Genomic DNA, 14,839 nt, shown 5'->3' with positions numbered 1-14,839 from the left:
CCACTTTGGGCAAGTAAATGGTGCCGAACCGGGAGCGCCTCTCGGCGTGTGGCCGCTCGAAGCGGCTAAGAAATGGAGCCCGGGGGTTCCACGGTTCGACACCACCTTCAGTGTCTAGCCTTGGCATGCAGATGTCAACGTGACGCTAGTCCTAGAAACGTTCATTTGGTGTCGTTTTGCGAAACAGAACTAGGCCTAGGCCGCCTCCTACAATGATGGCGGCTTGCGCGTAGAAAATGCCAAAGACTGCCTGTTCGCCGGGACGTCGGGGAAAGCTGCGCCTGCCCCGACGTTGTGGAGAAACCGGCGCTAATCTAATTCTCCGCGTCGCCAAGCGGACGCTGCATACTCCAAGTCCTCTGCCGTTTTCACAAGGCGTTGGGCGCTGCGGGTGAGCTTGCTGGCGTGATCTTCATTGCTGAACTCGCGATCGTCGGCAACGTGCGTTTGGCCTAAAGCGACTACCCGGCAGAAGGCTGCGGTGCGTTCCAGCGCGACGTCGAACTCGCCGTCGAAAGCGCCAGAGAGGATTGCATCTGTCATGGTTTTCAACTCTTCAGCGCCTGGCGGCTCGGCCACTCCTGCGACGACGTTTGTGACCTGTGCTGTGGCTCGGCCCTCTTTGAAGTAGACGGAAATCCGTTCGGGGTCCCGCTGAGTTGCTGCTCGCAAGGCGTAAAGCCGCCAGAGCGCACCGGGAAGTGAACGGGCGGGGCTTTCTGCCCACAGCTCGGCGATTACTTCTAGACCTTGCTGATCTGCCAGCGTGACAAGCCGGGCAGTAATCTCGGGATCATCGCTGGCTCTGCCGTGGTGAACCAAGGCATGGGCGGCCAGGTGCGCAGCTTCGGAGACGCGCGCCGGATCAGCACCGCCGGCGAACGGCTCGAAGTCGATCGGGGCCATCGGTACCGGTTTATGCGGTCGGGGCGCATTCTCACTCATGATTTGACGATACTCCTGTGCACAGGTGCGGTCGAGAACACTTAGGTTGCAAATTGGCCGATTTTGGCCGAATTGGGTACTCGATTCTCGACGACGGCATGGTGTGGGGTAAGGTATTAACGTCCATTTGCTTCAGGCATTTCAGATCACTGGAGAGCCTGGTTGCGGACTGGTCGGGGCCTTTAGCTCAGATGGTAGAGCATCGGACTTTTAATCCGTGGGTCGAGGGTTCGAGCCCCTCAGGGCCCACCACTGCTCCGGTTCAGAACTCTGAACCGGAGCTTTTGGTTTTAGCCCCGAAACGATGTCCCACCGAGCAGTACGCTGCAGCGGGATAAAACATCTTGTCCCATCAATGCGGTTTTTCCAGCGGGAAATAGTCAATGAATCGAACGAGATCTTGACCAGCACCAGGGAGCCATCTGCTAATGATTCCTATTATTAAAAACAATGATTTCTAATAGCTTAAAATCTGCAGGATAAATTGGTGCCGGAATCTGATCTCGATTGATTGAAAGTGCTGCCGAAAAGCTGGTATTGCTCATTCCTGGGAGTTTTCTGGCAGTTGACTACCTAGTATCGACGCGGAATGACAGCTCATACAAGCTTCAAACATAGATTTTTCACAGTCTTTGAAAACCGCAATAGGAATATTGCGGTTTTAATTATGTGGAAATCCTGTTCAGTAATCAAAGATGTTTACTGATAGCTTTCTCTAACTTAGGAATAGGTTTATGAAAAAGTACTACGCCGTAACTGGCATAGCTTTGGCTGTTGGCATGCTGTGTACAACGCAGCTCGCGGGCGCCACTCAAGCCGCTGACCCCTCGGTGGGCAGCCTTGACTCGTCTAACGTCGTTACCGAGTTCTCCGCGCAAGGAAATGTAGAGCAGATCACTTTCAAATCTGCCATCAAGTCTGCGCCGATGAGTTCGGCACGATCGGCTCAGACTAGCGCCATAATCCCCGGCCTTAAGAACTTGTTTGTGAGCGCGCCAGGTAGCGATTTCAGCCTGAATGATTCATCGAACAACTACATCAAGCGGTTCACGCAGAACATCGCAGGCATCCCGGTGCTGGGCTCGTCAATTACTGAGGTCCTTGATGGTCAGGGCGCTGTTACCTCGGCAATTGGTGCAGTCACCTCTGCTACTAAGGGTGCTTTCCCGGCTGATCTGGCCGCAGGCCAAGCAGCAGCCCTGGCTTCGGCAACCAAGATCGCCTCAGCTGGCAAAGACGCCAGCGCGATCTCGCTTGTTGACCAGAAAGCAATCTGGTTCGACGCCGTTCTTATCGGCAAGGGAGCTACAGGCTCCGTTGCAGTCCCGGCGTACCAGTTCAGCTTCACCACTGGATTCGCAGAATCGCGGGTGCTCACGGTAGCTGCCAACGACGGCGCTATCTTGAATGACCGCACCGATCGCAAGGACATCAACCGCGTGGTCTGCGATGCGAACTCGAAGGTCATCGATCTTGAAGCTAGTAATGCAGATGCTCTGTTGAAGTGTGGCAAGACTCAGGCCAATAAGCCGACGCGCATTGAAGGCCAAGCTGCATCGTCAGTGGCCGATGTGAACTCGGTTTACAACTTTCTGAATGACACTGCGTCGTTTTACGGTGCAAACACTAAGGCCAATGATCTGACCGCACTTATTGGCAACGATGAAGGCGACGGTTTGGGCAAGGCAATGCGTGCCGTGGTCCGGATCTGCGTGACTGACAGCCAGAACGGCGAGCAGTGCCCGTTCGCTAATGCTTTCTGGTACAACGGCCAGATGACCTACGGCCAAGGCGTGACCACCGACGACATTACCGGCCACGAACTGACGCACGGCGTGACCGAAAAGACCAATGGTTTGGTCTATGCAAATGAATCTGGCGCAATCAACGAATCGATGTCCGATGTATTCGGCGAGTTCATCGACTTGAGCAACGGCAGCTCGGATGACACTGCAGCTAACCGCTGGGCAATCGGCGAAGGCAGCAGCCTTGGTGTGATCCGGAGCATGAAAGATCCCGGAAAGTACGGTGAACCGGCGATCTATAAGGGCTCCAACTGGAAGCCAACCGCTACCAACCCGAACGACAACAATGACCAGGGTGGAGTTCACTCCAACAGCGGTGTGGGCAACAAGCTCGCATTCTTGATCACTGACGGCCAGACTTTCAACGGCCAGACCGTGACCGGAATTGGCATTGCTAAGGCCGCTCAGCTTTACTGGGCCGCACAGCGACAGTTGACCGCAAATGCGACTTACTCGAGCTTGGGTAAGGCTTTGAACTCTGCTTGCAGTGCAAACGTTTCTAACAACGTTGCAGGAACCACCGCAGCAAACTGCACCCAGGTAGCCAACGCCATCAAGGCAGTCGGCATCAAATAACCTGAGATAGCTAGAAAGCGCCGGTTTTCTCGCGAGAGGCAACCGGCGCTTTGCTTTTAGATCGCTTAGCGAGTGCTTTCTATGGCCTGCAGCAAATCGGCCGCAACGTCGTCGGCGCCTTCTAGCCCGATCGACAACCGAAGCAGATTGGCATGCGGTTTGGCCTCGGCTACTACCGGCCGGTGTGTTAAGCCGGCCGGGTGTTGAACGAGGGTATCGATACCGCCTAGCGACACCGCGTGCGTGATCAGTCGAGTAGCTCCGGGAACTCGCTCAGCGTGCTCGGCGCTGGGTAGCTCAAATGCCACCAATGATCCCGGGCCAAGCATTTGGGTGCCAATGAGCCCCATCGGGTCGCATTCCGGCAATCCGGGGTAAAAGACTTTGCTGATTAGTTCATGCTCAACCAGAGCAGAAGCAATTTTCCCGGCAGTCTCTTGTTGCGCACGGATTCGAATTGGCAAGGTAGCCAAGCCGCGGTGCAAAAGGTAAGCGGTCCACGGCGTCAGAATGCCGCCGGTAACCGCGCGGACCCGGCGAAGTCGCTCCGTCCACACTGGTTCAGCCGCTATTACGCCGCCCATCGCGTCACCGTGGCCGCCCAAGAACTTCGTGGCACTGTGCAACACCATGCTGGCCCCGTGTATCAGCGGTTGTTGCAGAATAGGGCTGGCAAAGGTGTTGTCGACAAGCACCGGAACGCCATCCGTTGCCGCCACCAAATTCGCGATATTTACCAGTTCCAAACTCGGATTGGCTGGAGTCTCGACCACGACTAGGCCAGTATCCGCACGCAGCGCGCCGGGCACCTCCTCGGGTGATACAAAAGTCACCTCAGTGCCCAGTAGGCCAGCGGCCAAAATGTGGTCACTGCCGCCGTACAGCGGGCGAACGGCGACGATGTGCTTCTTCCCAGTGGCGACGACGGCGAGCAACGCCGCACTGAGGGCGGCCATGCCGGTTGCGAAAGCAACAGCTTCCGCTGCGCCTTCCAAAGTGGCAACACCTGCTTCGAAGCGAGCCACGGTGGGGTTCCAAAGTCGCTGATAAACGGTGCTCTGCCCCGCTTGATGCATATCGCCAGTGGCCATCTGCTCGTAGGCAAGTCCGCCATCGTGAACCGAAGGCAAGGGTGCGGTTGTTGAGAGGTCGATCGGTACCGTGTGAACACCTTGTTCGGTGAGCCCGTCGCGGCCGGCGTGGACGGCCATAGTGTCGAGGGAATGCATGCTACTCCTTGTGGACTATCTGCGGTCAATGGGCATAAGTATCTCCTTAAAATTTGGTAAAAGGTAGTAGTAATTGCCTATAAATTCGCTGGAATGTCTAATCGGCGAATTCGGTAGCGGAGCACGATCGATCATTGCGGCAGGTTTCGCGCGGGCTGATATTCGAGTCTTTTGACGTAAAGAGCCGTGAAAAGAGACACATAGTCGACTTTTTGCGATGTTCTCAAGTGGTTGGGGTGAAACTCTCAGCGAACGTTCAGAGTCGAGTGAAAGCTTTCGGAGGTCAAAGCAAGTTTTCGCTCGTCTGAAAGTTAAATCATCGTGAAGAAGAATAGAGTCCGCGCTCGCGGCTCGGTTATTGCAGGCTTGGCCGTTCCGGCCATCGTCCTGGCCTTTGCCGGCACTTCGGTGGCCGCAACCCCGTCACCCTCGCCCGACGTCGTGCAGGGAATTGCGGGATCAAGCTCACCTCGAGTTTCGCACTCCCAGCGTCTGGACGCGGCTCCCGCGCAGCAGCAACGTACAATCAAGGTCTCGCTTGCGCCACACAATGTCGCCATTTTAGATGCTCTTCTGGCAAACGTCAATGATCCGGCTTCGCCGCAGTACCGCCACTTCTTGACTTCAGCAGAGTATGCGGCACGCTTCGCGCCGACTCAGGCAGAAGTTGATTCTGTGGCTGCCGTTTTGAAAGCAAAAGGATTGTCGATCGATGCGGTAGGCCCAGGCAATCACTATGTGTCTGCTTCAGGAAATGTCTCGCAACTGCAGAACCTTTTCAAAACTAATCTTTCGCAGTACCGGGATTCGCAGACCGGAACAGACTTCACCGGCGCAGACAGCGATGTCAAGGTTCCGCAGAGCTTGGCTGGTCTGATCACTGATGTTTCTGGATTAACCGACGAGGGCAAAATCCTTCGGCCAGCTTCGTATAAGGCGCCAGTTGACGCCGCTACCCTTCAGACGGAGGCTAAGGCCGTAACTGATAAGGGCAGCGGAGTCAAAGGTGGCTTTACGCCGAAAGAACTTAACAGCGGTTACAACACCGCGTCGATCTCAGGTGCCGCGCAAGGCGCCGGGCAGACCATCGCCTTGGTTGAATTCTCTGGCCACAAGCAAAGCCATGTCACCACTTACAACACGCAATACAACATCTCCGCAGCCACGCTCCAAGATGTGAACGTCGACGGCGGTCCGGGAACCCCGGATGAAGGACAAGGCGAAGTGGGCCTGGACATTCAGGTACTGCACGCAGTCGCTCCGAAGGCTTCGATTTTGAACTACCAAGCACCGAATACCGATGCCGCTGATATTGATCTCTACACCGCAATTATCAACGACAACAAGGCCTCGATTGTCTCCTCAAGCTGGGGCAACGCGGAGAACCAATCCACTCAGAGTCATATCACGGCACTATCGAACATCTTCAAACAGGCTACTGCGCAGGGTCAGACCATTTTGTCTGCCTCCGGCGATCACGGTGCTTCCGATGACTGGTCGAACAACAACGACGCCAAATTGACTGTTGATTCGCCTTCTTCGGATCCCAACGTCACCGGCGTTGGCGGAACAAGACTCTCGATCGATTCAAACACTGGCGCATGGGCCGGTGAAGCAGTTTGGAATGACTACGTGAAGTCCGGCGACACCTGGCGAGGCGCCACTGGTGGTGGCGTCTCGACCTTCTTCGCCCGCCCCTCATGGCAGACCGGCGCCGGTGTAAACACCTCGCAGAAACGTCAGGTGCCGGATATTTCGTCAGCTGCTGCGGAATTCCAGTACTCCATTTATTCGGAGAACTACGATTCAAACGGAAACGACCTCGGTGAAGGTTGGAGCGCATCCGCAGGAACCAGCGCTGCGGCACCGCTGAATGCCGGATTCCTTGCCCTAGTAAGCAACCAGGGTGGTGGAAGCGTAGGCTTCGGCAACGTCAACCCGGCAATCTACAAGGCCGCTGCCGCCAATCCTTCGGCGTTTCACGACATCACTTCCGGCACCAATAGCATCGTTGGCAAGTCCAGCTCTTACGCAGTAACTGCTGGCTTTGACAAGGCCACCGGCTGGGGAAGCCCGAACTTCCCGGCTTATGGAACTGAGTTGCTCAAGAAGTAGTAAATCTGAAAAGCGACGGCCGTTCAGCATTCAGTCGATGCTGAGCTGCCGTCGCTTTTGTGTTCAGGGGTTAGGTCCGAACTGGCCGTCCGCCGCTGAGCGAAGCCTGAGCTGCATCGGCTATGCGGGAAGCCACTGCAGACTCGGCTACGGTGCAAGGGTTCTCCGCCTCGCCGCGTGCTAGCGCTAGAAAATGTTCAAGTTGGCTCTGATATTCGTCAGTGAACCGTTCCATAAAAGTTTCATGCGCGGACTTATGCGGGAAGGTGACTCCACGTTCAACCGAATGCAGTGCGGAGCGCTCGTCCAAGCCAACGCAAGCTGTTCCTTCGCTACCCTGAAGCTCCAAGCGCACATCGTGCCCGGCGCCGTTGTATCGCGTGGCGACCACCGTTGCGAGTGTTCCGTCGGCCAGAGTGAACATTGCCACGGCCGTATCAACGTCGCCAACCTGTCCAATTTCAGGATCTCCACGGTTGGATCCCTTCGCGTATCCCTCGACGATTTCCTGTCCGGTGAGCCAGCGGATGATGTCGAAATCGTGCACGCTGCAGTCGCGGAAGAGGCCGTCAGAGCTGGCTAGAAATCGGATCGCGGGCGGGCGGGCATCCGCGGTAATGGCGCGGATCGAATGCAGCCGACCGAGCTTGCCCGAGGAGAACTCCGCTCTGGCTCGGAGATAGCCAGCATCGAATCGGCGTTGATGCCCAATTTGGACGATCCCGTGATTGGCGGCGACGAAGTCAACTAGCTCTTGTGCCTCTTGCGAGCTTGGTGCAACTGGCTTCTCGCAGAAAACCGGAATTCCGGCGAGAACCGAGCGTTCGATAAGTTCTCGGTGTGCGCTAGTTGCTGCCGAAATGATCACGGCTTCGGGTTGCGCCGAAAATAGTTGATCGAGCTCCACTGCGGTCCCTTGGCCTAGTTGAGCGGCCGCTTGCTGAGCAGCTTCCGGAACTGCGTCAGCAAAAAGCACCTCGGTGCTGCGTGGTGACTTGAGGAGATTCTGGGCGTGCATTAAACCGATGCGGCCTAAGCCAATAACGCCAATGCGCATGCTGCAACCTCGATGTTGAAAGTAGAAACAATGTCAGTATGTCAGGACATTCTATTGATAGTTGTTACTTTTGTCACCACTATGGTCGGAAGAGTACATCCGGGCCGGGGTGGCGTTCAGCGTAGTTTCCCCGCAGGTCGAGCAGCATCCGACGACAATCGAGGGAGCTAGTCGTGCAGGCAAGAGCAATAAGATTTGGTAGCGCCAAACGCAGATCCAAAATGCTGGCGGCAGCGGCAATTCCGGTGGTCCTAGCCTTAGTGCTCGCGGGTTGTTCATCTGCCGGCGGTCGGCCACAGCCCAATGCGGGCGGAACTGGCGGCCAGGTGGTCACGACGCCGCGGATCACGATCGCGTTGATTTCACACTCGGCCCCCGGCGACACCTTTTGGGATATTGTCCGTCGAGGTGCTGAAGAAGCGGCCGCCAAGGACAATATCAACCTGCTCTATACCGCGCAGCCGGAAGGTGCTGGGCAAGCACAACTTGTTCAACAGGCGATTGGTCAAAAGGTGGCTGGTATTGCCGTCACACTCGCCAAGCCAGACGCGATGAAAACTGTGTTGGTTAATGCTAAAGCGCAAAACATTCCAGTAATTGCCATCAATGCTGGCCAATCAGCTTCGAAGGAACTTGGTGCCAAGCTTTTCATTGGTGCAGATGATCGGATCGCGGGCGAGGCCGTAGGTCAGAAGTTACTTGATGAAGGTTTCAAACAACCCATCTGCGTGATTCACGAGCAAGGCAACGCTGGTTTGGAAGATCGATGCGCCGGGGTGAAAGCTAAAGTCCCCGGCACCGAGATCCTTTATGTGCAAGGTTCTGACATGACTCAGGCTTCCTCGACAAATACCTCAAAACTGCAGGCGACGACGTCGGCCGACGTCGTAATTGGCCTGGGTGCGCCATTCACTTTGACTGCGCTCAAGGCTGTTGAAGCAACTGGCTCCAAAGCAAAAATAGCTTCCTTCGATCTCAATCCGGACTTGGCGCAACAAATCAAAGATGGCAAGATCGCGTTCACGGTTGATCAGCAACCTTGGCTGCAGGGTTACTTGGCCGTCGATTACTTCTGGCAGCAGCTGCGTGGTGGCTTTGAAATCGGTGGTGGGCAGCCGGTGCTTACCGGCCCGGCGATCGTGGACAAAAACAACGTTGATTCAATACTGAAATTTGCGAAAGACGGAATTCGATGAGCGCGGCAATTGCGGATGAACGAGTCCGCCCGCACGGTCGAGTGCAGTCCTTCTTAGCTAGGCCGGAAATCGGCTCGCTTGTTGGTGCCATTGTGGTGCTGGTCTTCTTCGCTATTGTGGCACCGGCGTTTCTGCAGCCGGCTTCTTTTGCCACCGTGCTCTATGGCGCATCAACCATCGGCATCATGGCGGTAGGCGTCTCGCTTTTGATGATTGGCGGCGAATTCGATTTATCGACCGGTGTTGCGGTGATTTCTTCGGCGCTGACCGCGTCATTATTCAGCTGGTACTTTGTGCTCAACATTTGGGTCGGCGTCGGCCTGGCGCTTGTGGTCTCGCTCGGAATTGGCATGCTGAACGGCTGGATTCTCACCAAAACCAAACTGCCTAGTTTCATTGTTACTTTGGCGACGTTTTTGATGCTGACTGGCCTGAATCTTGGCCTGACCCGGCTGGTTGGTGGCTCAGTCGCTTCGCCGGGGATTTCAGATATGGATGGGTTCGCGCTGGCCAAATCGATTTTCGCAGCCACTGTGAACATTGGCGGAGTCGATATTCAGATCACGGTGTTCTTTTGGCTTGCCTTGGTCGCCATTGCCTCGTGGATCTTACTGCGAACCAAAGTGGGAAACTGGATTTTTGCCGTCGGTGGTGACGCGGCCGCCGCTCGCGCGGTTGGTGTGCCAGTAGCCAAAACAAAAATCGGGCTTTTCATGGGTGTGGGATTTTGCGGCTGGCTTTTGGGTATGCACAACCTCTTCGCATTTGGCGCTGTGCAATCTGGCGAGGGCGTGGGCAATGAGTTCCTGTACATCATTGCCGCGGTAATTGGTGGATGTTTGCTTACTGGCGGTTATGGTTCAGCGATCGGCGGCGCAATCGGGGCCTTTATCTTCGGCATGGCCAACAAAGGCATCGTCTATGCGCAGTGGAATCCAGACTGGTTCAAGTTCTTCTTAGGACTCATGTTATTGCTGGCCACGCTGGTGAACCTGGCGGTCAAACGTCGCGCTGAGCGTAAATAGGGGTAGGGATATGACGACTAAGTTGAATGATCCACTCACCGATGCTGATGCGCATCTGATTGCGCTCGACGGCGTGGGTAAGCGATACGGCAACATCATCGCTTTGCGGGACATCACGATGGCGGTGGACAACGGCCGAGTCACCTGCGTTCTGGGTGATAATGGCGCGGGAAAATCGACGCTGATCAAAATTCTTGCTGGATTACACAGCCACGACGAGGGTAGCCTGCGGATCATGGGTGCCGAACGTAAGCTCGCCTCACCGAGAGAAGCGCTCGACGTCGGCATCGCCACCGTCTATCAAGACCTTGCCGTAGCGCCGCTGATGTCGATCTGGCGGAATTTCTTCTTGGGCTCTGAATTAACTACCGGCCGCGGGCCATTCCGGCGGCTTGACGTGGCTCGGATGAAAGAAGTTACCCAGCAAGAGCTAGCTGCCATGGGCATCGACCTGCGAAATGTTGATCAACCGATAGGTCAACTTTCCGGCGGTGAGCGGCAATGCGTCGCGATTGCCCGGGCAGTTCGCTTCGGTGCCAAAGTGCTGATCCTTGACGAACCGACGGCCGCGCTGGGTGTCAAGCAGCCCGGCGTCGTACTGCGCTATATTTTGCAGGCGCGGGACCGGGGATTGGGTGTGGTTTTCATCACACACAACCCACATCACGCCTTCCCGGTAGGTGACCGGTTTTTGCTGCTTAAGCGTGGTTCATCGATCGGCTACTACGACAAGAAAGATGTGACTTTGGCTGAACTTACTAGCCAAATGGCAGGCGGAGCAGAGCTTGCCGAACTGGCGCATGAACTTGAAGCAGCCAATTCGAGTGCCAGCTCATCGAGCTCCGAATAAATCAGAAATCGCGCTCGGCTTAGCTCGCGGCGTCCTGATGTTCTTCCTGTGCCGAGACTGTCGATGCTTCCCGGGGGCGAAGTGTGCGACTCCAGGTCACGGCGAGTAGTGCCAGCAAAGTGAGAGCTATTCCGACCAGCATCAATGATCTGGTGCCGGTCCACGCGATTTGGACGGCGCCCAGTACGGAGCCTAGCGTGACGCCAATATTGGATGCCGAAACGAAGAGGCTATTACCGAAGGTGGGAGCGTCGGTAGCTTCTTTGGCGATTAGGGATTGCCCCAAAATCAAGCCCCCGGAGTCAATCAGACTCCACGGCAGCACCAATAGTGCAACCGCCCATGCGGAGGGCGCAACGAGGACGATGATGAGGTACAGCAGCAGGTAGAGCGCGAGAAATGCTAAGAGTGTGCCGGCTAGGCTGGCTCTGATCAAGCGAGCAAAGATGAAGTTGCCAGCGATCATGATTAGCCCAAACACCAGCAAAAGACCGCCAACTATTGTTGCCGGGATCCCGCTCACTCCGGTCAGGTAATCAGCAAAGTAGCTGTAGCTCGAGAACATGACCGCGAAGACCAGTGCGACGATGATTACCTGGGCCCAAACCCGGGGGCGAGTGAGTATTTTGAGCTGGTGCCCGTAGGTCATTTTGTTATCAGCAGGCATCGAAGGCACCCACATCGCGATACCAATGAAAGCGATGATGTTGACCAAAGTTACCGCAGCAAAGGCTGCTGATAGTGAGAAATGATTAGCGCAAAAGCTAAGCGCCGGTACCCCAAAGGCGAATCCGACGGTGACCCCCGCGAAGACTCTGGCGGCGCCGCTGTCTGGTCTATTTGGTTGTTCCAGCGTCGTTGCGAGCGCGAGTGCTACGGAAAAATAAATGGGGTGAAGCAGCGCCGGAATGATGCGGAACACCACTAAAAGCGGAAAATTGTCCGAAACCGCGTAAACGACGTTGCTGAGCGCGAAGGCCGCCATGGTAATTAGCAGTACCGCTCTGCTGTTGAACCGTGAAGCAATAAGCACGCCGAAGGGTCCGCTAACCGCCACCACGAGGGCGAACACGCCCACTAGTAGCCCGGCCTGAGAGATCGAGATGTCGGAGCGCTTAGCCAGCTCGGGCAGCACGCCAACAATGCCAATTTCAGTGGTGATGATGCCAAATACGCCTAGTGCAAGCATAATCTGGGTGACAAGCGTCTTTTTCATGCATCCTAATATCTAGATAAATAGATGTATTAGTTCAGAGCCAGCTATCGATGATTGATCGTTTGCTAGGTCAGAGCGTCTTGCGTACCCAGTCGGAGAAGGCGCCGATGCCTTTTTCATCTCGGCGATAGTATGTCCAGCGACCGGCGCGGTAGGAAAGTAGCAGGCCGGCGTCTTGCATCGACTTCAGGTACGTCGACGCTACCGACTGCGAGATATTCAGCGAGCGCTGAATATCCTGCACGCAGATTCCGCCCTCGATGGCGAGCCCGTAGCCGAGGTATTTGTCGTTATCGAAATGCTTCAGTGGCTCCCTGAGCAGTTCCAGAATTTCACGTCGAGTGTCATTCGCGAGCACGCGATAGATCTTGGCGCCGTCGAAGGATTCATCCATATATCTAACATAACAGATGAATGCCTAGCGGTCGCTATTGGCCTTGCTCGGCAGCTTCAGATCACGCAATGCGAAAGTCCGCTTGCGCCTCGGAACTGGAAGAACGCCAGTAACAACATCACTAATCAACGCGGCTACAGTCTCTTGTACGCACGTCTTATTTGCACCGATTCCGCCCGAGGGGCCGCGTTTGATCCAGCCCACCACATAGTTGCCGGGCAAGCCTGCTACTCTCCCGGCGTCATGTGGAATGGTGCCAGAACGCTCATCGAATGGCAGCCCGGGCGTCGGTACGCCACGGTAACCGATTGCCCGGATCAGCGCACCGGTGTTGATCTCTTGGGGTTCGGAATTTTCCGAAACGACGACCGCGGAAACTGCATCCTTGCCAAGGATCTCTTGTGGTTCCGAGTGGAACTTGAGCACAATGCGCCGTTTGCCCTTTGCCGGCGGAGCGGACCAGTCGATTTGCTCTTGTCTTACTGTTTTCAGCAGTGCGGCCTTCCCCCCAGTTGCGTCTGCTATATCTTGGGCTACGCGCGGATCATTCGCATCAACGACCAGTTCGACGTCGTCGTGCTCGGTGAGCGCGATCAGTTCCGTTGAGGTGTAGGCGGCTTCATCTGGCCCCCGGCGGCCGAGGATCACGATTTCGCGAATTTTACTTTCACGAAGCCGGCCCAGCGCCACCGGTGAGATTGACGTGCCTGCTAAGCGCTGCGGATCAGTGCAAAGGACTCTAGCGACATCAAGGGCAACATTGCCGTTGCCAACAATGACGATGCGCTCGGCGGACAAATCAACGACGTCTGCGGTAGCCTCTGGATGCCCGTTGTACCAAGCGACCACATCTGTTGCCGCGATACTTCCGCTAAGATTTTCACCCGGAATTGCCAAGGAACGCGCCGATGATGCTCCGACGGCGTAAATCACGGCATGATGCTGAGCCGAGAGTTCTTGCACCGTAAGGTCTTTGCCAATCTGCAGCCCAAGACGCATCTTCAACCGAGGATGGGTATAGAAGCGTGCGAAAGATTCGGCAATCTTTTTCGTCGCCGGATGATCGGGGGCCACCCCGTAGCGGATTAGACCGCCTGCTGCGGGTAGCCGATCAATCAAGGTGACTTTGGCTTTTGTGTGCAAGAGCAAATCTTCAACCGCATACATGCCAGCTGGTCCGGTCCCGACCACCGCAATATTCAGTTCCGGAAAGTCGCTTGGAATACTCCGGTTGAACACTGGTGGATTCCAGGTATGGAAATTTGGCGCCGGGTCCACGTTCTCTGCCGGGTCCGCCTTGGCATCGAAGTAGTCGGCATTGATCTTCGGGTAGGCCTTTTTGGGCCCAGCGAGCAAGCTTTCTATTGGAAAGATCGCATCCACTGGGCAAGCATCTACGCAAGCGCCGAAGTCAATGCAGCTCTTCGGGTCAATGTAGAGCATGTCAGTGCTGCCAAAGTCTGGCTCGTCCGGGGTTGGATGAATGCAGTTGACTGGGCAAGCGGAGATGCAGGAGGCATCGTTACAGCAGTTTTGCGTGATCGCGAATGGCGTGGGCGCTCAGATCAAATTTGCGCGTTTGTAAACGAAGGTTTAGGCTTTGGTGAGTAGCCCCGCGGAGCTGAGGAACTCCATGAGTCCAGAGCATCTTGAGCGCATCATCGACTTGTAATGCTCGTTGGCAGTTGCCTCGCGGACGGCACGCTTCTTATCTAGCCCGGCGTTGGCGTACACGCCATGATTCACCATGCTGGTCACAATTGCGTAGGACGCTATTGAAATCACCACGGCATTGATTTGCCGCCTCAGCCAGCTGGAGCCTTCGAGGCGCTCTAAGGTCTCCTCCCGAGCAAACTTCATGTGCCTCGAGTCTTCGACCACGTGAATGTTGTTGATAGTGCGCATAAAGGGCACCACTCGGTCATCACGCATCCAGTCGCGCTGCATGACGTCCAAGACTTCTTCGGCCACGAGTATTGCGGCGTAGGCAGCTTCGCCGAAAGCCACTGTCTGGAAAACGCGACCCAATTCCACGATCAGTCGGCGGGGTCGGTAGGCAGGTGCCTTCAGCTTTTCGGCACCGCGCGCAAACATGATCGAATGCCGACATTCATCTGCGATCTCAGTCAGGGCCCATTGAAAGGCGGCATCAGTTGGATCTTTGGCATAGAAGTCTCGCAAAATCATCTGCTGCAGAATCATTTCGAACCAGATGCCGGTACTTGCTACTGACGCCGCTTCCTGCCGGGTAAGTTCGCGCTGCTGATCCGCGCTCATCTCATCCCAGTAGGCAGTTCGATAAAGCGTGCTCCACTCGGGGCTAGCGCCGTGATAATTCGTATCTAACAGGGTATCCCAATCGACCTCTTGGGCTGGGTCATAAGACATTGCGCGGAAGATTCCAGCAACTTCCGCGCAATGTCTTCGCGTA

At 55.7% G+C, this 14,839-nt stretch carries 12 protein-coding genes and 1 tRNA gene; 6 read left to right on the top strand and 7 right to left on the bottom strand.

Going from position 1 to position 14,839, the window contains the following annotated elements:
- Positions 1–309 precede the first annotated feature (309 nt).
- Positions 310–945, bottom strand: coding sequence for a hypothetical protein (locus RSAL33209_RS13935; RefSeq protein ID WP_012246529.1), 636 nt, complete (start codon positions 943–945; stop codon positions 310–312).
- Positions 946–1,121: 176 nt separating this feature from the next.
- Here RSAL33209_RS13935 and RSAL33209_RS13930 point away from each other — a divergent pair.
- Together RSAL33209_RS13930 and RSAL33209_RS13925 are read left to right on the top strand one after the other, a co-directional pair.
- A tRNA-Lys gene (locus tag RSAL33209_RS13930) sits at positions 1,122–1,197 on the top strand.
- A 482-nt stretch (positions 1,198–1,679) separates the two neighbouring features.
- Positions 1,680–3,326 (top strand): M4 family metallopeptidase, encoded by a 1,647-nt coding sequence (locus RSAL33209_RS13925; RefSeq protein ID WP_012246528.1) that lies wholly within the window; start codon positions 1,680–1,682, stop codon positions 3,324–3,326.
- 65 nt (positions 3,327–3,391) lie between these two features.
- On the opposite strand, the gene RSAL33209_RS13920 is transcribed toward RSAL33209_RS13925, so the two are convergent.
- A complete protein-coding gene (locus RSAL33209_RS13920) occupies positions 3,392–4,555 on the bottom strand; it encodes a trans-sulfuration enzyme family protein (protein WP_012246527.1) in 1,164 nt (387 codons plus the stop codon).
- Positions 4,556–4,876: 321 nt separating this feature from the next.
- Between RSAL33209_RS13920 and RSAL33209_RS13915 the strand changes: the two genes are divergently transcribed.
- Entirely contained in the window at positions 4,877–6,670 is a 1,794-nt protein-coding gene (locus RSAL33209_RS13915; RefSeq protein WP_012246526.1) for a S53 family peptidase, read from the top strand.
- A gap of 70 nt (positions 6,671–6,740) precedes the next feature.
- Here the strand turns inward: RSAL33209_RS13915 and RSAL33209_RS13910 are convergent, their stop codons facing one another.
- Positions 6,741–7,727, bottom strand: a complete 987-nt coding sequence (locus RSAL33209_RS13910) for a Gfo/Idh/MocA family protein (protein WP_012246525.1) — start codon at positions 7,725–7,727, stop codon at positions 6,741–6,743.
- A 221-nt stretch (positions 7,728–7,948) separates the two neighbouring features.
- Here RSAL33209_RS13910 and RSAL33209_RS13905 point away from each other — a divergent pair, with 221 nt between their 5' ends.
- Genes RSAL33209_RS13905 through RSAL33209_RS13895 form a run of 3 tightly spaced genes read left to right on the top strand, consistent with a single transcriptional unit; the run spans position 7,949 to position 10,798 of the window.
- The gene (locus RSAL33209_RS13905; protein WP_012246524.1) at positions 7,949–8,923 is read left to right on the top strand and encodes a substrate-binding domain-containing protein; all 975 of its coding nucleotides are present in this window, start codon (positions 7,949–7,951) and stop codon (positions 8,921–8,923) included.
- Entirely contained in the window at positions 8,920–9,948 is a 1,029-nt protein-coding gene (locus tag RSAL33209_RS13900) for an ABC transporter permease (protein ID WP_012246523.1), read from the top strand. The genes RSAL33209_RS13905 and RSAL33209_RS13900 overlap by 4 nt, the downstream gene beginning before the upstream one ends.
- A 10-nt stretch (positions 9,949–9,958) precedes the next feature.
- Positions 9,959–10,798, top strand: a complete 840-nt coding sequence (locus RSAL33209_RS13895) for an ATP-binding cassette domain-containing protein (RefSeq protein ID WP_012246522.1) — start codon at positions 9,959–9,961, stop codon at positions 10,796–10,798.
- A 19-nt stretch (positions 10,799–10,817) separates the two neighbouring features.
- On the opposite strand, the gene RSAL33209_RS13890 is transcribed toward RSAL33209_RS13895, so the two are convergent.
- The 4 genes from RSAL33209_RS13890 to RSAL33209_RS13875 all read right to left on the bottom strand — a co-directional run bounded on the left by RSAL33209_RS13890 (position 10,818) and on the right by RSAL33209_RS13875 (position 14,796).
- Positions 10,818–12,014 (bottom strand): MFS transporter, encoded by a 1,197-nt coding sequence (locus RSAL33209_RS13890; protein ID WP_012246521.1) that lies wholly within the window; start codon positions 12,012–12,014, stop codon positions 10,818–10,820.
- A gap of 70 nt (positions 12,015–12,084) precedes the next feature.
- Positions 12,085–12,408, bottom strand: a complete 324-nt coding sequence (locus RSAL33209_RS13885; protein WP_012246520.1) for an ArsR/SmtB family transcription factor — start codon at positions 12,406–12,408, stop codon at positions 12,085–12,087.
- 24 nt (positions 12,409–12,432) lie between these two features.
- On the bottom strand, positions 12,433–13,917 hold the full coding sequence (locus RSAL33209_RS13880) for an FAD-dependent oxidoreductase (RefSeq protein ID WP_233494343.1): 1,485 nt from the start codon (positions 13,915–13,917) through the stop codon (positions 12,433–12,435).
- A gap of 84 nt (positions 13,918–14,001) precedes the next feature.
- Positions 14,002–14,796, bottom strand: a complete 795-nt coding sequence (locus tag RSAL33209_RS13875) for an AurF N-oxygenase family protein (protein ID WP_012246517.1) — start codon at positions 14,794–14,796, stop codon at positions 14,002–14,004.
- Positions 14,797–14,839 lie beyond the last annotated feature (43 nt).

This window comes from Renibacterium salmoninarum ATCC 33209 (assembly GCF_000018885.1).
Classification (GTDB): Bacteria; Actinomycetota; Actinomycetes; order Actinomycetales; family Micrococcaceae; genus Renibacterium; species Renibacterium salmoninarum.
Note: the sequence above shows the minus strand (reverse complement) of the source record. Positions and strands in the feature narration are given on the sequence as shown.

What these genes read in the sequence shown, in the direction of transcription:
- RSAL33209_RS13935 (WP_012246529.1), bottom strand. Translation starts at nt 945, where the DNA reads ATGAGTGAGAATGCGCCCCGACCGCATAAACCGGTACCGATGGCCCCG.
- RSAL33209_RS13925 (WP_012246528.1), top strand. Translation starts at nt 1,680, where the DNA reads ATGAAAAAGTACTACGCCGTAACTGGCATAGCTTTGGCTGTTGGCATG.
- RSAL33209_RS13920 (WP_012246527.1), bottom strand. Translation starts at nt 4,555, where the DNA reads ATGCATTCCCTCGACACTATGGCCGTCCACGCCGGCCGCGACGGGCTC.
- RSAL33209_RS13910 (WP_012246525.1), bottom strand. Translation starts at nt 7,727, where the DNA reads ATGCGCATTGGCGTTATTGGCTTAGGCCGCATCGGTTTAATGCACGCC.
- RSAL33209_RS13905 (WP_012246524.1), top strand. Translation starts at nt 7,949, where the DNA reads ATGCTGGCGGCAGCGGCAATTCCGGTGGTCCTAGCCTTAGTGCTCGCG.
- RSAL33209_RS13900 (WP_012246523.1), top strand. Translation starts at nt 8,920, where the DNA reads ATGAGCGCGGCAATTGCGGATGAACGAGTCCGCCCGCACGGTCGAGTG.
- RSAL33209_RS13895 (WP_012246522.1), top strand. Translation starts at nt 9,959, where the DNA reads ATGACGACTAAGTTGAATGATCCACTCACCGATGCTGATGCGCATCTG.
- RSAL33209_RS13890 (WP_012246521.1), bottom strand. Translation starts at nt 12,014, where the DNA reads ATGAAAAAGACGCTTGTCACCCAGATTATGCTTGCACTAGGCGTATTT.
- RSAL33209_RS13885 (WP_012246520.1), bottom strand. Translation starts at nt 12,408, where the DNA reads ATGGATGAATCCTTCGACGGCGCCAAGATCTATCGCGTGCTCGCGAAT.
- RSAL33209_RS13875 (WP_012246517.1), bottom strand. Translation starts at nt 14,796, where the DNA reads ATGTCTTATGACCCAGCCCAAGAGGTCGATTGGGATACCCTGTTAGAT.